Origin of the sequence: Thalassospira sp. MIT121401 (genome assembly GCF_047125595.1) — a bacterium.
In the GTDB taxonomy this organism is placed as follows: domain Bacteria; phylum Pseudomonadota; class Alphaproteobacteria; order Rhodospirillales; family Thalassospiraceae; genus Thalassospira; species Thalassospira povalilytica.
Map to the genome: position 1 here is coordinate 1034897 of NZ_CP138926.1, position 13145 is coordinate 1048041.

At 55.8% G+C, this 13145-nt stretch carries 11 protein-coding genes and 1 tRNA gene; 3 read left to right on the forward strand and 9 right to left on the reverse strand.

The annotated features are described in order from the left end of the window. Nucleotides 1-12: 12 nt before the first annotated feature. The 8 genes from SIB88_RS04610 to SIB88_RS04645 form a co-directional block, all read right to left on the reverse strand. A tRNA-Gln gene (locus tag SIB88_RS04610) sits at nt 13-87 on the reverse strand. 78 nt (nt 88-165) lie between these two features. Further along, the gene (locus tag SIB88_RS04615) at nt 166-1095 is read right to left on the reverse strand and encodes a 4-(cytidine 5'-diphospho)-2-C-methyl-D-erythritol kinase (RefSeq protein ID WP_412557458.1); all 930 of its coding nucleotides are present in this window, start codon (nt 1093-1095) and stop codon (nt 166-168) included. 21 nt (nt 1096-1116) lie between these two features. Beyond that, nucleotides 1117-2832, reverse strand: a complete 1716-nt coding sequence (locus SIB88_RS04620; protein WP_114112859.1) for a tetratricopeptide repeat protein — start codon at nt 2830-2832, stop codon at nt 1117-1119. A gap of 196 nt (nt 2833-3028) precedes the next feature. Then, nucleotides 3029-3652, reverse strand: coding sequence for a DJ-1/PfpI family protein (locus SIB88_RS04625; protein WP_114112860.1), 624 nt, complete (start codon nt 3650-3652; stop codon nt 3029-3031). Nucleotides 3653-3748: 96 nt separating this feature from the next. Beyond that, nucleotides 3749-4936 (reverse strand): M20 aminoacylase family protein, encoded by a 1188-nt coding sequence (locus SIB88_RS04630; protein ID WP_412557459.1) that lies wholly within the window; start codon nt 4934-4936, stop codon nt 3749-3751. Nucleotides 4937-5063: 127 nt separating this feature from the next. Then, nucleotides 5064-5552, reverse strand: a complete 489-nt coding sequence (locus tag SIB88_RS04635) for a hypothetical protein (RefSeq protein ID WP_101245434.1) — start codon at nt 5550-5552, stop codon at nt 5064-5066. 2 nt (nt 5553-5554) lie between these two features. Then, nucleotides 5555-6385 carry a DUF3100 domain-containing protein gene (locus tag SIB88_RS04640; protein WP_101245435.1) on the reverse strand — a complete coding sequence of 277 codons (831 nt, stop codon included), beginning with the start codon at nt 6383-6385 and terminating at the stop codon, nt 5555-5557. Between the two features lie 222 nt (nt 6386-6607). Continuing rightward, entirely contained in the window at nt 6608-7537 is a 930-nt protein-coding gene (locus SIB88_RS04645; RefSeq protein ID WP_114112861.1) for a LysR family transcriptional regulator, read from the reverse strand. A gap of 218 nt (nt 7538-7755) precedes the next feature. On the opposite strand from SIB88_RS04645, the gene SIB88_RS04650 reads away from it, so the two are divergent. Both SIB88_RS04650 and SIB88_RS04655 read left to right on the forward strand, forming a co-directional pair. Further along, nucleotides 7756-8682, forward strand: a complete 927-nt coding sequence (locus SIB88_RS04650) for an NAD(P)-dependent oxidoreductase (RefSeq protein ID WP_412559399.1) — start codon at nt 7756-7758, stop codon at nt 8680-8682. Further along, complete coding sequence (locus SIB88_RS04655; RefSeq protein WP_412557460.1) at nt 8679-10214, forward strand: aldehyde dehydrogenase family protein; 1536 nt, start codon at nt 8679-8681, stop codon at nt 10212-10214. The genes SIB88_RS04650 and SIB88_RS04655 overlap by 4 nt, the downstream gene beginning before the upstream one ends. 75 nt (nt 10215-10289) lie before the next feature. Here the strand turns inward: SIB88_RS04655 and SIB88_RS04660 are convergent, their stop codons facing one another. Further along, nucleotides 10290-11927, reverse strand: a complete 1638-nt coding sequence (locus SIB88_RS04660; RefSeq protein ID WP_286888187.1) for an electron transfer flavoprotein-ubiquinone oxidoreductase — start codon at nt 11925-11927, stop codon at nt 10290-10292. 243 nt (nt 11928-12170) lie between these two features. Here SIB88_RS04660 and SIB88_RS04665 point away from each other — a divergent pair, with 243 nt between their 5' ends. Continuing rightward, a complete protein-coding gene (locus tag SIB88_RS04665) occupies nt 12171-13061 on the forward strand; it encodes a uracil-DNA glycosylase (protein ID WP_228194559.1) in 891 nt (296 codons plus the stop codon). Nucleotides 13062-13145 lie beyond the last annotated feature (84 nt).

Genomic DNA, 13145 nt, shown 5'->3' on the forward strand with positions numbered 1-13145 from the left:
AGCGGTTTGTCTTGGCTGGGGCGGTAGGATTCGAACCTACGGTACACGATACCAAAAACCGATGCCTTACCACTTGGCCACGCCCCATCAGCGTGTGTGGCGCGGAAAATAGCGTCCCCGCGACAAGAGTGCAACCCTCTATTTGAAGGTTTTTTTATCCAGGCCTCAGTCGGGAAAAGATGCGCCGATATTTGACAGAACGCGCGCTTCCTGACACACGATCCGGGTGGGTGAAATCCACCAGTCAGGATGCTGTTCTGCGATGGCACGCGCGGCTTTTTCGGCCTGTTCATCGGTGTCGTAAATCCCGAAACAGGTCGCCCCGCTGCCTGACATCCGTGCAAGAAGACAGCCTTCTTCACGCGCCAGTGCATTCAGCACGTCGCAAATCTCGGGCAGGATGCTGGTTGCGGCAAGTGTCAGGTCATTACCGCATTCCGACAGCGCATCGGCAAGCGATGCGCCGCTTGTGAAGACGCGGCTGACATCCCAAAGCCCGGAAACAGAAAAACCTTCATCTTCGCGGGCCCGGAAAATTTCCGGCGTCGACACCGCCTTGCCGGGATTGACCAGCAAGATCGGGATGGGCGGTAAATCGGGCAGATCGGTAAGTTCTTCACCGATACCCGACATCAAACACGTCTTGCCATGAAGGCAAGCCGGAACATCGGCACCAAGCGCCAGTGCAATTTCCGCCAATCTGTCCTGATCGATATCGAGTTGCCACATGTCGCATAAAAGCCGGATGGCACTTGCCGCATCGGCCGAGCCGCCACCAATCCCCGATGCAACAGGAAGGCGTTTATCAAGGACAAGATCCGCGCCAAGTTCGGTACCGCTTTCTGCCTGAAGCATGCGTGCGGCCCGAACCACCAGATTGTTGTCGGTATCTTCAAGCGCCAAGCTTGCCGACATCGGACCGGTAACGGTCAGGTTGATGGCACCATCATCGCGGCATTCCCCGCTAAGTACATCGCCGGTCGCGGTAAAGCAGACAAGGCTTTCAAGCAGATGATAGCCATCATCGCGTTTGCCGGTGACATGAAGGAACAGATTGATCTTTGCTGGTGCCTGTTCGCTATAGGTCGCAGACATGGATGTTTCTTCCCGAATTGATCAGTTCACGACAATTGGGGCAACGCTTGGCACCTGGCCATTGATTTTGGCTTCGACGGTGGCGCGAAGTTCTTCTGTCGGATTGAATGAAAGCGCGCGGTGCCACTGAAAGCGGGCTTCGTGATACCGCCCGATCTGCCAATAGGCATCGCCAAGATGATCATTGATGGTCGGATCATCAGGTTTAAGCTCCACAGCCTTTTCAAGCTGGATAACCGCGTCTTCGAACCGGCCAAGCTTGTAATAGACCCAGCCGAGACTGTCGACGATATAGCCGTCTTCCGGTTGCAATTCGACGGCGCGTTTGAGCATGTCTTCGGCCTTGTCGAAATTCATTCCCATATCAACCCAGCTATATCCAAGATAGTTCAGGACATAGGGCTGTTCGGGTTCAATTTCGAGAGCAAGCAGGAAGTCTGCTTCGGCCTTTTTCCAGTCACCGGCCCGTTCATGGGCAATGCCGCGACGATACAGCAAACGCCATCCGACAACGGTATCACCGCCAAGACGTTCAATCGCCTTGTTATAGGCATCGGCCGCCTTGGCGTATTCCCCCTGAATGCGCAGAATGTCACCAAGCTGGATCAGCGCATCAGGTCTGTCTTTGCGTTCGGAAACCATGTCTTCGAGGATATCGATCGCGCGCTCGGCCTGACCGATCTGCTCAAGACTGGATGCCGTGCGAAGGCGTGCATTCCAGCTGTGCGGCGAACTATGCGGGATCGCGCCATAGATCGTGATTGCCGCATCATAGCGTCCCTGGATTTCCATCACTTCGCCGACAAGCAGTCGGGTAATGTCGTCATAGGGGCGCAATGACAGCGAATATCTGGCCATCAGCAACGCCGGATCAACGGCATTTTCCTGACTAAGAAGGGTCGCAATATCAAGATAGGCCTCAGCCAGACCGGTGGCCGGCGTCAACATGGTTGCAAGCGGTGGTTCACCGCGCTTAAGCCGTTCAAGATGGAACGGCATGGCAAGTGACTGCGGATGACGATCCATATAGCTTTGATAAAGCAGGGCGGCCTTCTGGACCTGACCTTTGCGCTCGAATACCGCGCCAAGGGCCTCGGCCGCGCGCAGCGGCGCATCCGCCGGATCACCATAGGCACTGGCAAGCGCGCGTTCGGCCCCGTCGAAATCATCGAAATAGGCCAGGATCAGGCCGCGATGATATTCCGAAAGCGGGTTAAGCGCACCATTGCCCTGAATTTCATTCAATGCCGACAGCGCCTTGGACTTTTCATTCAGTCCGGCATACAGCCATGCCTTGGCCAGCGGCGCGATAAGGGCATTGATGCCCCGTTGCGGCAGTTCCGATACTACATCAATTGCATCTTGCAACCTGTCATCGCGGATGGCGGCATCCATGACAGTCAGTGCTGCAAACAGGTCTTCGGAATTTTCACGTTGCAGATCGGTCGCGATTGAACTGGCATCGGCAATCCGGCCATCACTGATCAGGGCAAGAAACGCCCGGCGACGCAATTCTGCATTGGCAGGTTCAAGTTCATGCGCCCGCAAAAGATATTGCGCAGCATAGCTCGACTGGTTTTCAAGCTGGGCTGCTTTCCCGGCAAGGAAATTGCCCGAAAAACCATCAGATTGCGGATACTGGAATTCTGCCTGTTCGGGATGCTGTGGCAATGAGCTACAGGCCGAAAGAGCAAGTGCCGTCATCGGGATGATGATGTGTAACAGTTGACGTTTCAAAGGCTTGTCCTGCGTCCGCAATTCGGGTTCGGTGCCGTCAGGTATTGAACAACACCATGTTGAATTTCGGGTTTAGCCTACTCAGTCGGCAATTATAAGGCAAAGCATTTGCAACACGTAATCACGTGCAAAGCCGATGCAAAGTCAAAATCACGGAAAAATTGGCAAAAACCTTTATGGGCAACAGGTCCGGACCCTAGCAATAAAGCGGGCGTTTGGCCGGTATATCAAGCTGCTTGCCAATGATTTCGCGCGCCTGTTTACCAAATTGCGATCGCTGGCCAACCGGGGCCACTGTTTCAAGGATCGACATTGCCTTGTCCAGTCCAAGTGCCTTGGCAAGGAACCATCCGGCAAGATAACCAGATGACAGGCAGCCGCCACTGGTGACAATATTGCCCTGTGCAACCAGCGGCCGGTCTTCGACCACGGTATCGGTGCGCGCCAGAAGCGGCCGGGTTTTGGTATCCGTGGTGATGGTTGCAGGCAACAGTCCCATCCGGTACAGGAAAAGCACACCTGAACATTGCGTCCCGATCAGTTGTCGCGACGGATCAAGTGACAATTCTCCGATCAGGGCAGCGTCATCAATATGTTCGCGGGTATTGATACCACTTCCGATCAGCACGGCATCTGCTTCCTGAACAAAGGAAAGCGGCTTTTGCACGGTGACGGAAACACCATTCATTGATGTCACCGTGTCACCGGGGGCTGTGATTGCAGCACTGACGCCATCGGCCTTTGCACGGTTCAGAATGGACAAGGCGACAAAACTGTCGATCTCGTTAAAACCGTCAAGTGTCACGATTGCAATCTTCATGTCCGTCTAACCGCTAATGAAAAGGGCGGCTATTGAACGCGCAGATTGAAAGCTGCACAAGAAAAAACTTGTATACGGTCCTGCGGCTTGCCGGCGTCAGACTGAGCCGAGATATTCATCCACCAGCGTGATCCAGTATGTCACGCCATAAGGGATGGCATCGTCGTTAAAATTATAGGCCGCATTATGGAGCAAACAATTGCCATCGGTCGGCCCGTTACCAAGCAAGACATAGCTGCCCGGTTTCGCATTGAGCATGAAGGCGAAATCTTCGCTGGCCATTGATGATTCCGGATTGGGATCGACCTTGTCTTCGCCAACGGTCCTGTGGGCCGCGGCTTGGGCAATTGCGGTTTCGGCTTCACTATTGATGGTTGCCGGATAACGGCGCTGATACATCACACGCGCGCTGCACCCGAATGCCTCGGCCGTGGCGTTTACAACGGTCTTCAGCCGTTCTTCCACCAGATCCTGAACCGCGGGTGAGAATGTCCGAACGGTCCCGCGAATGGTTGCGCTATCGGGAATGACGTTCCAGGTGTCACCGCCTGAAATCTGGGTTGGCGAGATGACGGCACTTTCAAGCGGATTGACGTTGCGTGCCGTAATCGTCTGAAGGGCAAGCAGGACCTGACCGGCCGCCGTGATCGGATCGCGACCCAGATGGGGCATGGCCGCATGGCAGCCCTTGCCATCAATGTTGATTTCAAAAACGTCGTAACTTGCCATCATCGGCCCGGCTTTCATCGCCATAGTACCGACATCGCGTCCGGGCCAGTTATGCATGCCGAAAATCGCATCGACCGGATGGCTGTCGAAAAGACCTTCATTGACCATTTCACGTCCGCCGCCTTCGTTTTCTTCGGCAGGCTGGAAAATGAAATCGACGGTTCCGGCAAAGTCGGGGGCCTCGGACAGGATTTTGGCGGCACCCAACAGCATGGCCATATGGCCGTCATGACCACAGGCATGCATTTTGCCCGGATGTTTGGATGCATAGGGCAGATTGGTCATTTCATGAATATCAAGCGCGTCCATGTCGGCGCGCAAACCAATTCGTTTGCCGTCGCCCTTGTTGCCTTTCAATGTTGCAATCACACCGGTTTTTGCCATGCCGGTCGAAACTTCAAGGCCAAAGGATGTCAGCTTTTCCGCGATGAAGGCGCTGGTCAGCGTTTCTTCAAATGCAGTTTCGGGGTGAGCATGCAGATGTTGACGCCAGGATTTGAACTCATCAGCAAGTTGGGTGGCACGAGGATGAGGGGAGCGATTGGAGTCAGTCATCTGCATACTCTATAGCGTGTCATCAAGGGCGGGTTCAGACATTGCCAGACGGCACATTCTGATCCGCGATAAACGGGGACAAAGCTGCCCCCGTTTATATGGTCATACGGGGTGTGTTCGAAGGTGATCAGGCACCCTGAAGGCGCAGGATCAACTCGGCCACCAGAACCGAACCGGCATAGGTGCCAAGGAAAACAAGGCATGCAACCAGTGCCAGCTTCCAGCCGGAATGTTTGGCAACCTCGATTTCCTTCTTGGCGATCGCAAAACCTGCATAGGCAAGAGCCGGGGTTGCGAGTGCAAGGAAGTTGACCGATTTGGCCTGTGCAACGATCCATTCCGAACCAGGTGTCCAGGGCAGGGTCGCAACGATCCCGACCAGCGAAATCCAGGCAACACTCGGAAGATAGAACGGTGCAAAACGGGTCAGCAGCAAGCCGACCATGGTGATCAGGTAAATCACCACCATGCCGACAAAGCCATCCGCCAGCGGAATGGCCGGACCAACCGTATTCATGACCAGACCGACAAGACAGACAATGATCAGGGTGACAGCATGATCGGCAAGATCAATGTTCGGACGGGTGCGTTCCATTGCGATTGCGCTATCGGACATGATCAGGCCTCCTTCTTGCTTGCGTTGGCGAGATCGTTCTTGCCCGCAGTCGCGTTATAAAGTTTTTCAACAATCGGAAGTGCGATGAACAGGCCGGCATACAGCCCGGTCGCATAGGTCAGAAGATTGCTTGCACCAGCCAGTGCAAGGATTTCGTCCTTCATTGTCGGAACGACTTCGGTCAGTGCCCCGGTGCAGGCCGCCATCATTGAACCACTGCCGATACCGCACGCCATTGCAAGTGCACGCGGATCAAACAGATCGCTGCTGGCGAAAAGCGACGCCAGAATGGCGAAAATAAAGGTGCCAAACAGGGTGCCGATAACATAAACACCCATGACGCCGGTACCTTCCGGGCTTTTCAGGGTATAGCGGTCAGCAATGATCGCAAGGTTGGGTTCACGCGCGATCGAGAATGTCGCACCGATTGCCTCGCGGCCCATTTTCAGGCCCCAAACCGCAAGCGGGAAGGCCAGAACGATGGTGCCAAGGTTGCCCAGTTCCTGCAACAGAAGTGCCGGACCGGCTTCGATGATGGTTTCGATTGCCGGGCCGATGGTGGTGCCGAACTTCGCAATGAACGGCATGATCGCAATCACGATCAGGGGCGATGCGGCTTTGACTTCTTTCTGGCGAATGAACTTGCCGAGTGCCGGTACAACATTCGGGTTCAGCACCGCTGACATCACAAAGGCATACAGCAGCGGCAGCAACAAAATTGCCCCGATGCCAAACGAAATTTTCTGAATACCGATCAGTTCGGCGATGGCGCCGAGTACGATAACGGCAAGATGAAGCCGCCAAAGCTCCAACTGTCCCCGAAGCGCGTTCATTTTCAAGTCTCCTTGACGTGGCGTGTTCGACGCAACTTCGCCCGGAGTTCGAAAGAAGCCAGACTGTTGCATCATCCCTGCGGCATCCGGGTATTGGCAGATTTCACATTTTTGCCATTTTCTGAACCCGGAATTTTGTCTGACAATGAAAACTAGGCGGGGGCTGGGCAAGTGCCATTTTGGGATGCTTCTGTTGCCGAAATGGCAACAGGTATGTCGGGCTCAGGCATGCTCTTCGGGATACCAGGCCGATCCGAATGCTTCCATCCGGTCGCGGATCATGCCGGTAACGGCCCTTACAGCGGCAGTTTTCGGGCGTCCCTTGCGCACCAGAAGATGTGATGGCACGCGCGCCAGAAACGGGTCTGTCATCGGGACTGCCACCACCTCGCCGCGGCGCAATTGGCGCGATACCGCAAAGGCCGGAAGAAACGTGATCCCGCCACCCGACAGTACGAAATGAACCGCAACATTGATCGAATCGGCGATCAGAAATGCGTCCTGGGCAACCCGGTTACCCTGATCGACATTGGCCAGAAGTTTGGCCACGCCAAAATGCGGATTAAGGAGCGCGCTGGGATAATTCAGCGTGTCCGACAGCGTGCAGCTTTCCTTGTTGGCCAACTCGAACCCCGGCGGCACAAGTGCGCAAAGCGGTGCGTGGTCTTCTGCCAGAAGTTCAAGTTCGGGCGTTCCGGGCGGGTTGAAGACAAGCCCCATATCGTAGTCGTCACGCAGGATTCCATGGGTGATTTTTTCCGTACCGGCGACATCGATTTCAAGGCGGATATCGGGGAACTCGTCCCGCAACGGGCGCACAACATGATTGACCAGATCGACAACAAATCCTTCGCCCGTGGCAATACGGACAGTGCCGGCAATCGCCCCCCGTGCCGCCGCCAGTTCAACCGAAAACGCTTCGTCCATCTCAAACCGGCGCCGGGCGTGGGCTGCGACCATGTGGCCTGCTTCGGTAAAGATGATGCCGCGTTTGGTTCGTTCCATCAAAAGCGTTTCGAGATGGGCTTCAAGGGCCGCGATCTGGCGACTGATGGCTGATGGCGCAATACGCAGATTTTCTGCGGCGGTCCGGATCGATCCGGCTTCAAAAACGGCCAGGAAATAACGAAGCGGCTTGTCGTCGATCTTCATGATGAATACTGCGCAAAAGTGGTTGGCCAGACTGCTGGCGTGATGGTGATCACCTAATCAGAGCATATGTGTTGCTGTTTCGGCAACAATATGTTCCGCCAATTGATCTTGAGTTCGTCGGGTATCCACCGGAAAGTCGACGGGCAAAATCAAAAAATCACATCGGACCGCATCGGTGTTGTGACGGGAAGACCTGGGTCTTCACCGGCTGAACCCGGCTGTCTGAAACCAAAGAGGCATTTTTCGTGAATAATCCAGAAACCGGCACCATCGGTGTCATTGGGCTTGGCAATATGGGGCTTGGCATGGCCCGGACCCTGCTGCGCGACGGTTTTTCCGTCATCGGGTTTGATTTGTCTGCGGAACGCCAGGCAGAAGCCGCACTTGCCGGGGCGACCATTGTTGCCAGTGTCAGTGAACTGTATGCAGCCTGCAAAACAGTCATCCTGTCTTTGCCAACGGCAAATCATGTTCGCATGGTGCTGACTGGTGATGCCGGCCTGACATCCTGTGATATAGACGGGCGGCTGGTGATTGACACCACAACGTCCGAGCCCGATGTGACTCGCGAAATCGACGGGGTCTTGCGCGGGTTGGGGCATATCCTGATCGATGCCCCGGTCAGTGGCGGTCCGGCGGGTGCCAATAGTGGTCAATTGACCATGATGGTTGGTGGCGATGATGCCGATGTTGCGCGCGCCATGCCGATTCTGGAATCGCTGGGTGGCAAGATCACCCATGTCGGACCTGTTGGTGCCGGGCATGCGGTCAAGATCGTCAATAACATGCTTGTCGCATCCCATCTTTTGACCATGAGCGAGGCCGTAAGGCTCGGCAATGCAGCAGGTGTGACGACGGAAAACCTGATTGCGGCCCTGAATGCCGGATCCGGGCGCAGCGCCATCAGCGAAGTCAATTATCCGAAATGGGTGATGAACGGGGCCTTTGACAGCGGCTTTACCATGGGCTTGATGCGCAAGGACGTCCGTCTTGCCATGGCCTTGGCCCGGGATAAGGACGTTGCACTGCCGGTTTGTGAACTGGCCGGGCAGATTTGGGCAGCCAGTGCCGAGCTGTTGGCAGACGATGCCGATTTCAACCGCATCACCGAATGCGATCCCACCCATGCAGGAGTCAAATCATGACCGGTGAAACCAATCTGATTGCCCGCGACTATCACAAGGCAATGAACCCGTTTTTCGGCACGACTGAAATCGGAAGCTGGGTAAATGGTGCGATGATGCCCGGCACAGGCGACATGTTCGAACTGATCGACCCGGCAACCGGCAAGGCGTTTCTTGCTCTTAAGGATGCGGGGGCTGATGTCGTGAATGCCGCGATGGATGCCGCCGTTGCCGGGCAGAAAGTCTGGTGGGGAATGACCGGGGCAGAACGCGGTCGCATCATGTGGCGGATCGGACAGCTGGTCCGTGATCAGCTTGAAGACCTGGCATTGCTTGAAACTGCTTCGGCGGGCAAGCCGATCCGCGATACCCGGGTCGAGGTCCTTAAAGTCGCCGAGATGTTTGAATATTATGCCGGCTGGGCTGACAAGCTTCATGGCGATGTTATTCCGGTTCCAACCAGCCATTTGAACTATACCCGCCCGGAACCATATGGCGTGGTTACGCAAATCACGCCCTGGAACGCGCCGATCTTCACCGCGGGCTGGCAGCTTGCCCCGGCGCTTTGCACGGGCAATGCAGCGGTTCTTAAACCGTCGGAAATGACGCCGCTTACCTCGCTTGCGCTTGGTGTTCTGTCCAAAAAGGCCGGACTGCCCGATGGTGTGATCACGGTTTTGACCGGGCTTGGTGCGACCACCGGTGTTGCGGCAACCACCCATGATGCCACGCGCAAGGTGGTCTTTGTCGGATCGCCGCGGACCGGGGCCATCATTGCCGGGCAGGCCGCACAGAATGTTGTGCCCTGCGTTCTCGAACTTGGTGGCAAGTCGGCCAATATCGTGTTTGGCGATGCCGATCTGAAACGTGCCGTGATTGGCGCACAGGCCGCTATTTTTAGCGGTGCGGGGCAAAGCTGTGTGGCAGGTTCGCGTTTGCTGGTCCAGCGCACCGTGGTTGATCGTTTTCTTGATATGCTGGTTGCCGGGGCGAACCAGATCCCTGTCGGTGATCCGATGGATGTCGCAACCCAGATCGGACCGATCAACAATGATGTCCAGTATCAGACGGTACGTCGACTGGTCGCAAGTGGTCAGGCCGAAGGTGCGCAGTTGCTCGCTGGTGGCGAACGCCCGGACGGGGATGCCTATCGGGATGGTTATTTCCTGCGTCCGACCGTGTTGGGCAATGTTCGCAACGATATGAATATCGCACGCGAGGAAATCTTTGGTCCGGTTCTGTCGGTGATCCCGTTTGATGACGAAGCCGAGGCCGTGGCGATCGCCAATGACAGCAAGTTCGGTCTGGCCGGTGCGGTCTGGACCCAGTCGGTTGACCGGGCGCATCGGGTTGCGGCCAATGTCCGGGCCGGAACGTTCTGGATCAACAGCTACAAGACGATCAATGTCATGTCGCCATTTGGCGGTTTCGGTGCCAGCGGCTATGGCCGGTCCAGCGGCAAGGAAGGCTTGATGGAATATATGCAGCCCAAAAGTGTCTGGACCGAAACGGCGGCAAATCCGCCGGCCGCTTTTGGCTATGCCCCGGAATAAAACGCAATCATCAGACTATTATGAAAAAGGGCCGCATCACGCGGCCCTTTTGTATGAGGATAAGCTTCAAGCAGCTTACATGTTTGGATAGTTCGGCCCACCGCCACCTTCGGGCACCACCCAGACGATGTTCTGGGTCGGGTCCTTGATGTCGCAGGTTTTGCAATGAACGCAGTTCTGCGCATTGATCTGCAACCGTTTGCCGCCCTTGTCTTCGTCTTCGACGAATTCATAAACACCAGCCGGGCAGAACCGTGCTTCCGGTCCGTCATAGACCGCAAGGTTGGTATTGACCGGCACGCTGTCATCTTTCAGTGTCAGGTGAATGGGCTGGTCTTCGCTATGGTTGGTGTTTGACAGGAAGACCGATGACAGCTTGTCAAAGCTGATTTTGCCATCCGGCTTCGGATAGTCGATCTTGGGCATTTCGGCTGCCGGCTTCAGGCACGAATGATCTTCGTGGTTTTTGAAGGTCCAGGGCGCCTTGCCGCCAAACAGATATGTATCAACCGCACTATAGGCCATGCCGCCCCAGAAGCCCCATTTGGCAAAACTCGGACGGATGTTGCGGACCTTGTGCAGTTCCGGATAGACCCAGCTGTTTTCCAAACGCGACGGATAGCTGTCCATCTGTGCCGGGGCTTCATCAGCACTCAGGGCCTCAAACGCGGCCTCGGCGGCGAGCATCCCGGTCTTCATTGCGGTGTGCGACCCTTTGATCTTGGGCACATTCATGAAACCGGCCGAACAGCCAATCAGGCAACCACCCGGGAAAACAAGATCAGGGATCGACTGGAACCCGCCTTCGTTCAATGCACGCGCACCATAGGAAATGCGACGGCCTTTTTCGAAAATCTTGCGGATTTCCGGATGGGTCTTGAAACGCTGGAACTCGTCAAACGGGCTTAAATGCGGGTTTTCGTAATCAAGGCCGATGACAAAGCCGACAACCACCTGATTGTTATCAAGATGATACAGGAAGGACCCGCCATAGGTTTTCTTGTCCAGCGGCCAGCCAACGGTGTGCTGGATCAGGCCTTCCTTATGGACTTCCGGGTCAACTTCCCAAAGTTCCTTGATGCCGATGCCATAGGTCTGCGGATCGGAATTCTTGCGCAGGTCAAATTTCTTGATCAGCTGTTCGGAAAGCGATCCACGGCAACCTTCGGCAAAGAAGGTATATTTCGCATGAAGTTCCATGCCCGGTTCATGGTTCGGGCCCGGCGTGCCATCACGCTGCAAGCCCATATCGCCAGTGGCAATACCCTTGACCGAACCGTCTTCGTTAAACAGAACTTCGGCAGCGGCAAAACCCGGATACACTTCAACACCAAGGGCCTCGGCCTGTTCGCCAAGCCAGCGGCACACATTGCCAAGGCTGACAATGTAGTTGCCCTTGTTATGCATCTGCGGCGGGGTTGGCAGCTTTTTCGCGCCGGTTTCGCTCAGCATCAGGAACTGGTCTTCGCCAGCCGGAACATTCAGCGGTGCGCCGCGCTCTTTCCAGTCCGGGAAAAGTTCATTCATGGAGCGGGGCTCCATCACAGCACCCGAAAGGGTGTGCGCGCCGACTTCGGAACCCTTTTCAACCACGCAGACGGTGATTTCTTTTTCATGTTCCTGGGCGAGTTGCATCAGTTTGATGGCAGCCGACAGACCGGATACACCAGCCCCGACGACAACCACGTCAAATTCCATGGATTCGCGTTCCATATGGCCTCTCTCCTTTGGCTGCCACCTTTTTCGAACTGTTTTCGTCCGTTTGGTTGCAGACCGGTATTCACCGATCAGGGTCTCGCCCAAGCCCTGATTTCTCACATTTGTCGCTTAATCGGTATAGCTATACCGATTTGACGCGCGTTTGTATATGGTACATATGGACCAAAATCGTTAAAGTCGGTCAAAATCCATCGCACCAATCACGCGTGCGCCGCAACATACACCGCCTTTGTGTAGATGAGCAATCCAATTACAGATTTTGATGTAAATAATCTCGATCCGTTTCAGGCCCTGGTCTGGCAATATGAAATGGGCGTGGACGAAGCAATCGCAGACGAGCCGCTTGATCGTTTCAAGGCATCGGAAAGCCTGACACGCAATGCTGCCAATCGTCCGGGATTTGCGCCGCAATCCCCGACCGGCGCGCGCCGTGGTCCGGCACAGGCAGCCCGTCCTGCGGCATTGGCCGGTGCCGGTCCCGCACCAGTGCCCTCGGGGGCCGATGGCGGGTTTTTGCTGTCAGATACACCACACGAAGCCCGTCAGTCCGCCCGTGATGCCGCTGCTGCGGCAAGCAATCTGGACGAATTGAAGGCCGCGATTGAAAAGTTCGAAGGCTGCGCACTTAAGAAATCGGCAAGCAATACGGTCTTCGGGACCGGAAATGTTGAAGCCAAGCTGGTGCTGGTCGGCGAGGCGCCAGGGGCAGAGGAGGACCGGCAGGGTCTTCCGTTCGTCGGGCCAAGCGGAAAGTTGCTTGATGCCATGTTGCGGTCGATCGGACTTGCCCGCGAGGAAGTCTATATCACCAATATTCTGCCCTGGCGTCCGCCGGGCAACCGTCAGCCGACCACAGCCGAGGTCGCGGTATGTGAGCCGTTTGTACGCCGTCATCTTGAACTGATCGGCCCCAGCGTCGTGGTCTGTCTGGGGGGCAGTTCGGCCAAAACCCTGATGGAAGAGGATCGCGGCATCACGCGGTTGCGCGGAACATGGAAAGAGCTGGTGTTTGGCGATGGGGCAAAGGCCGATCTGACGGCAATGTTCCACCCGGCATATTTGCTGCGCACGCCCGAACAAAAGCGCCTTGCATGGCGTGATTTGCGCGCGATTGCGCAAAAGCTTTAAGGAAATGGCGATAAATTTGGCGTACGCATGGGAGCTATGCATCCGTTCGGGTGCCAGAAATCCGTCACGCCAAGTGATTGATTC

Excerpts from the sequence above, each read along its gene's own strand:
- SIB88_RS04640 (WP_101245435.1), bottom strand. The coding sequence starts at position 6,385 with ATGAACGCGCTTCGGGGACAGTTGGAGCTTTGGCGGCTTCATCTTGCC.
- SIB88_RS04630 (WP_412557459.1), bottom strand. The coding sequence starts at position 4,936 with ATGACTGACTCCAATCGCTCCCCTCATCCTCGTGCCACCCAACTTGCT.
- SIB88_RS04615 (WP_412557458.1), bottom strand. The coding sequence starts at position 1,095 with ATGTCTGCGACCTATAGCGAACAGGCACCAGCAAAGATCAATCTGTTC.
- SIB88_RS04655 (WP_412557460.1), top strand. The coding sequence starts at position 8,679 with ATGACCGGTGAAACCAATCTGATTGCCCGCGACTATCACAAGGCAATG.
- SIB88_RS04625 (WP_114112860.1), bottom strand. The coding sequence starts at position 3,652 with ATGAAGATTGCAATCGTGACACTTGACGGTTTTAACGAGATCGACAGT.
- SIB88_RS04665 (WP_228194559.1), top strand. The coding sequence starts at position 12,171 with ATGAGCAATCCAATTACAGATTTTGATGTAAATAATCTCGATCCGTTT.
- SIB88_RS04645 (WP_114112861.1), bottom strand. The coding sequence starts at position 7,537 with ATGAAGATCGACGACAAGCCGCTTCGTTATTTCCTGGCCGTTTTTGAA.
- SIB88_RS04660 (WP_286888187.1), bottom strand. The coding sequence starts at position 11,927 with ATGGAACGCGAATCCATGGAATTTGACGTGGTTGTCGTCGGGGCTGGT.
- SIB88_RS04635 (WP_101245434.1), bottom strand. The coding sequence starts at position 5,552 with ATGTCCGATAGCGCAATCGCAATGGAACGCACCCGTCCGAACATTGAT.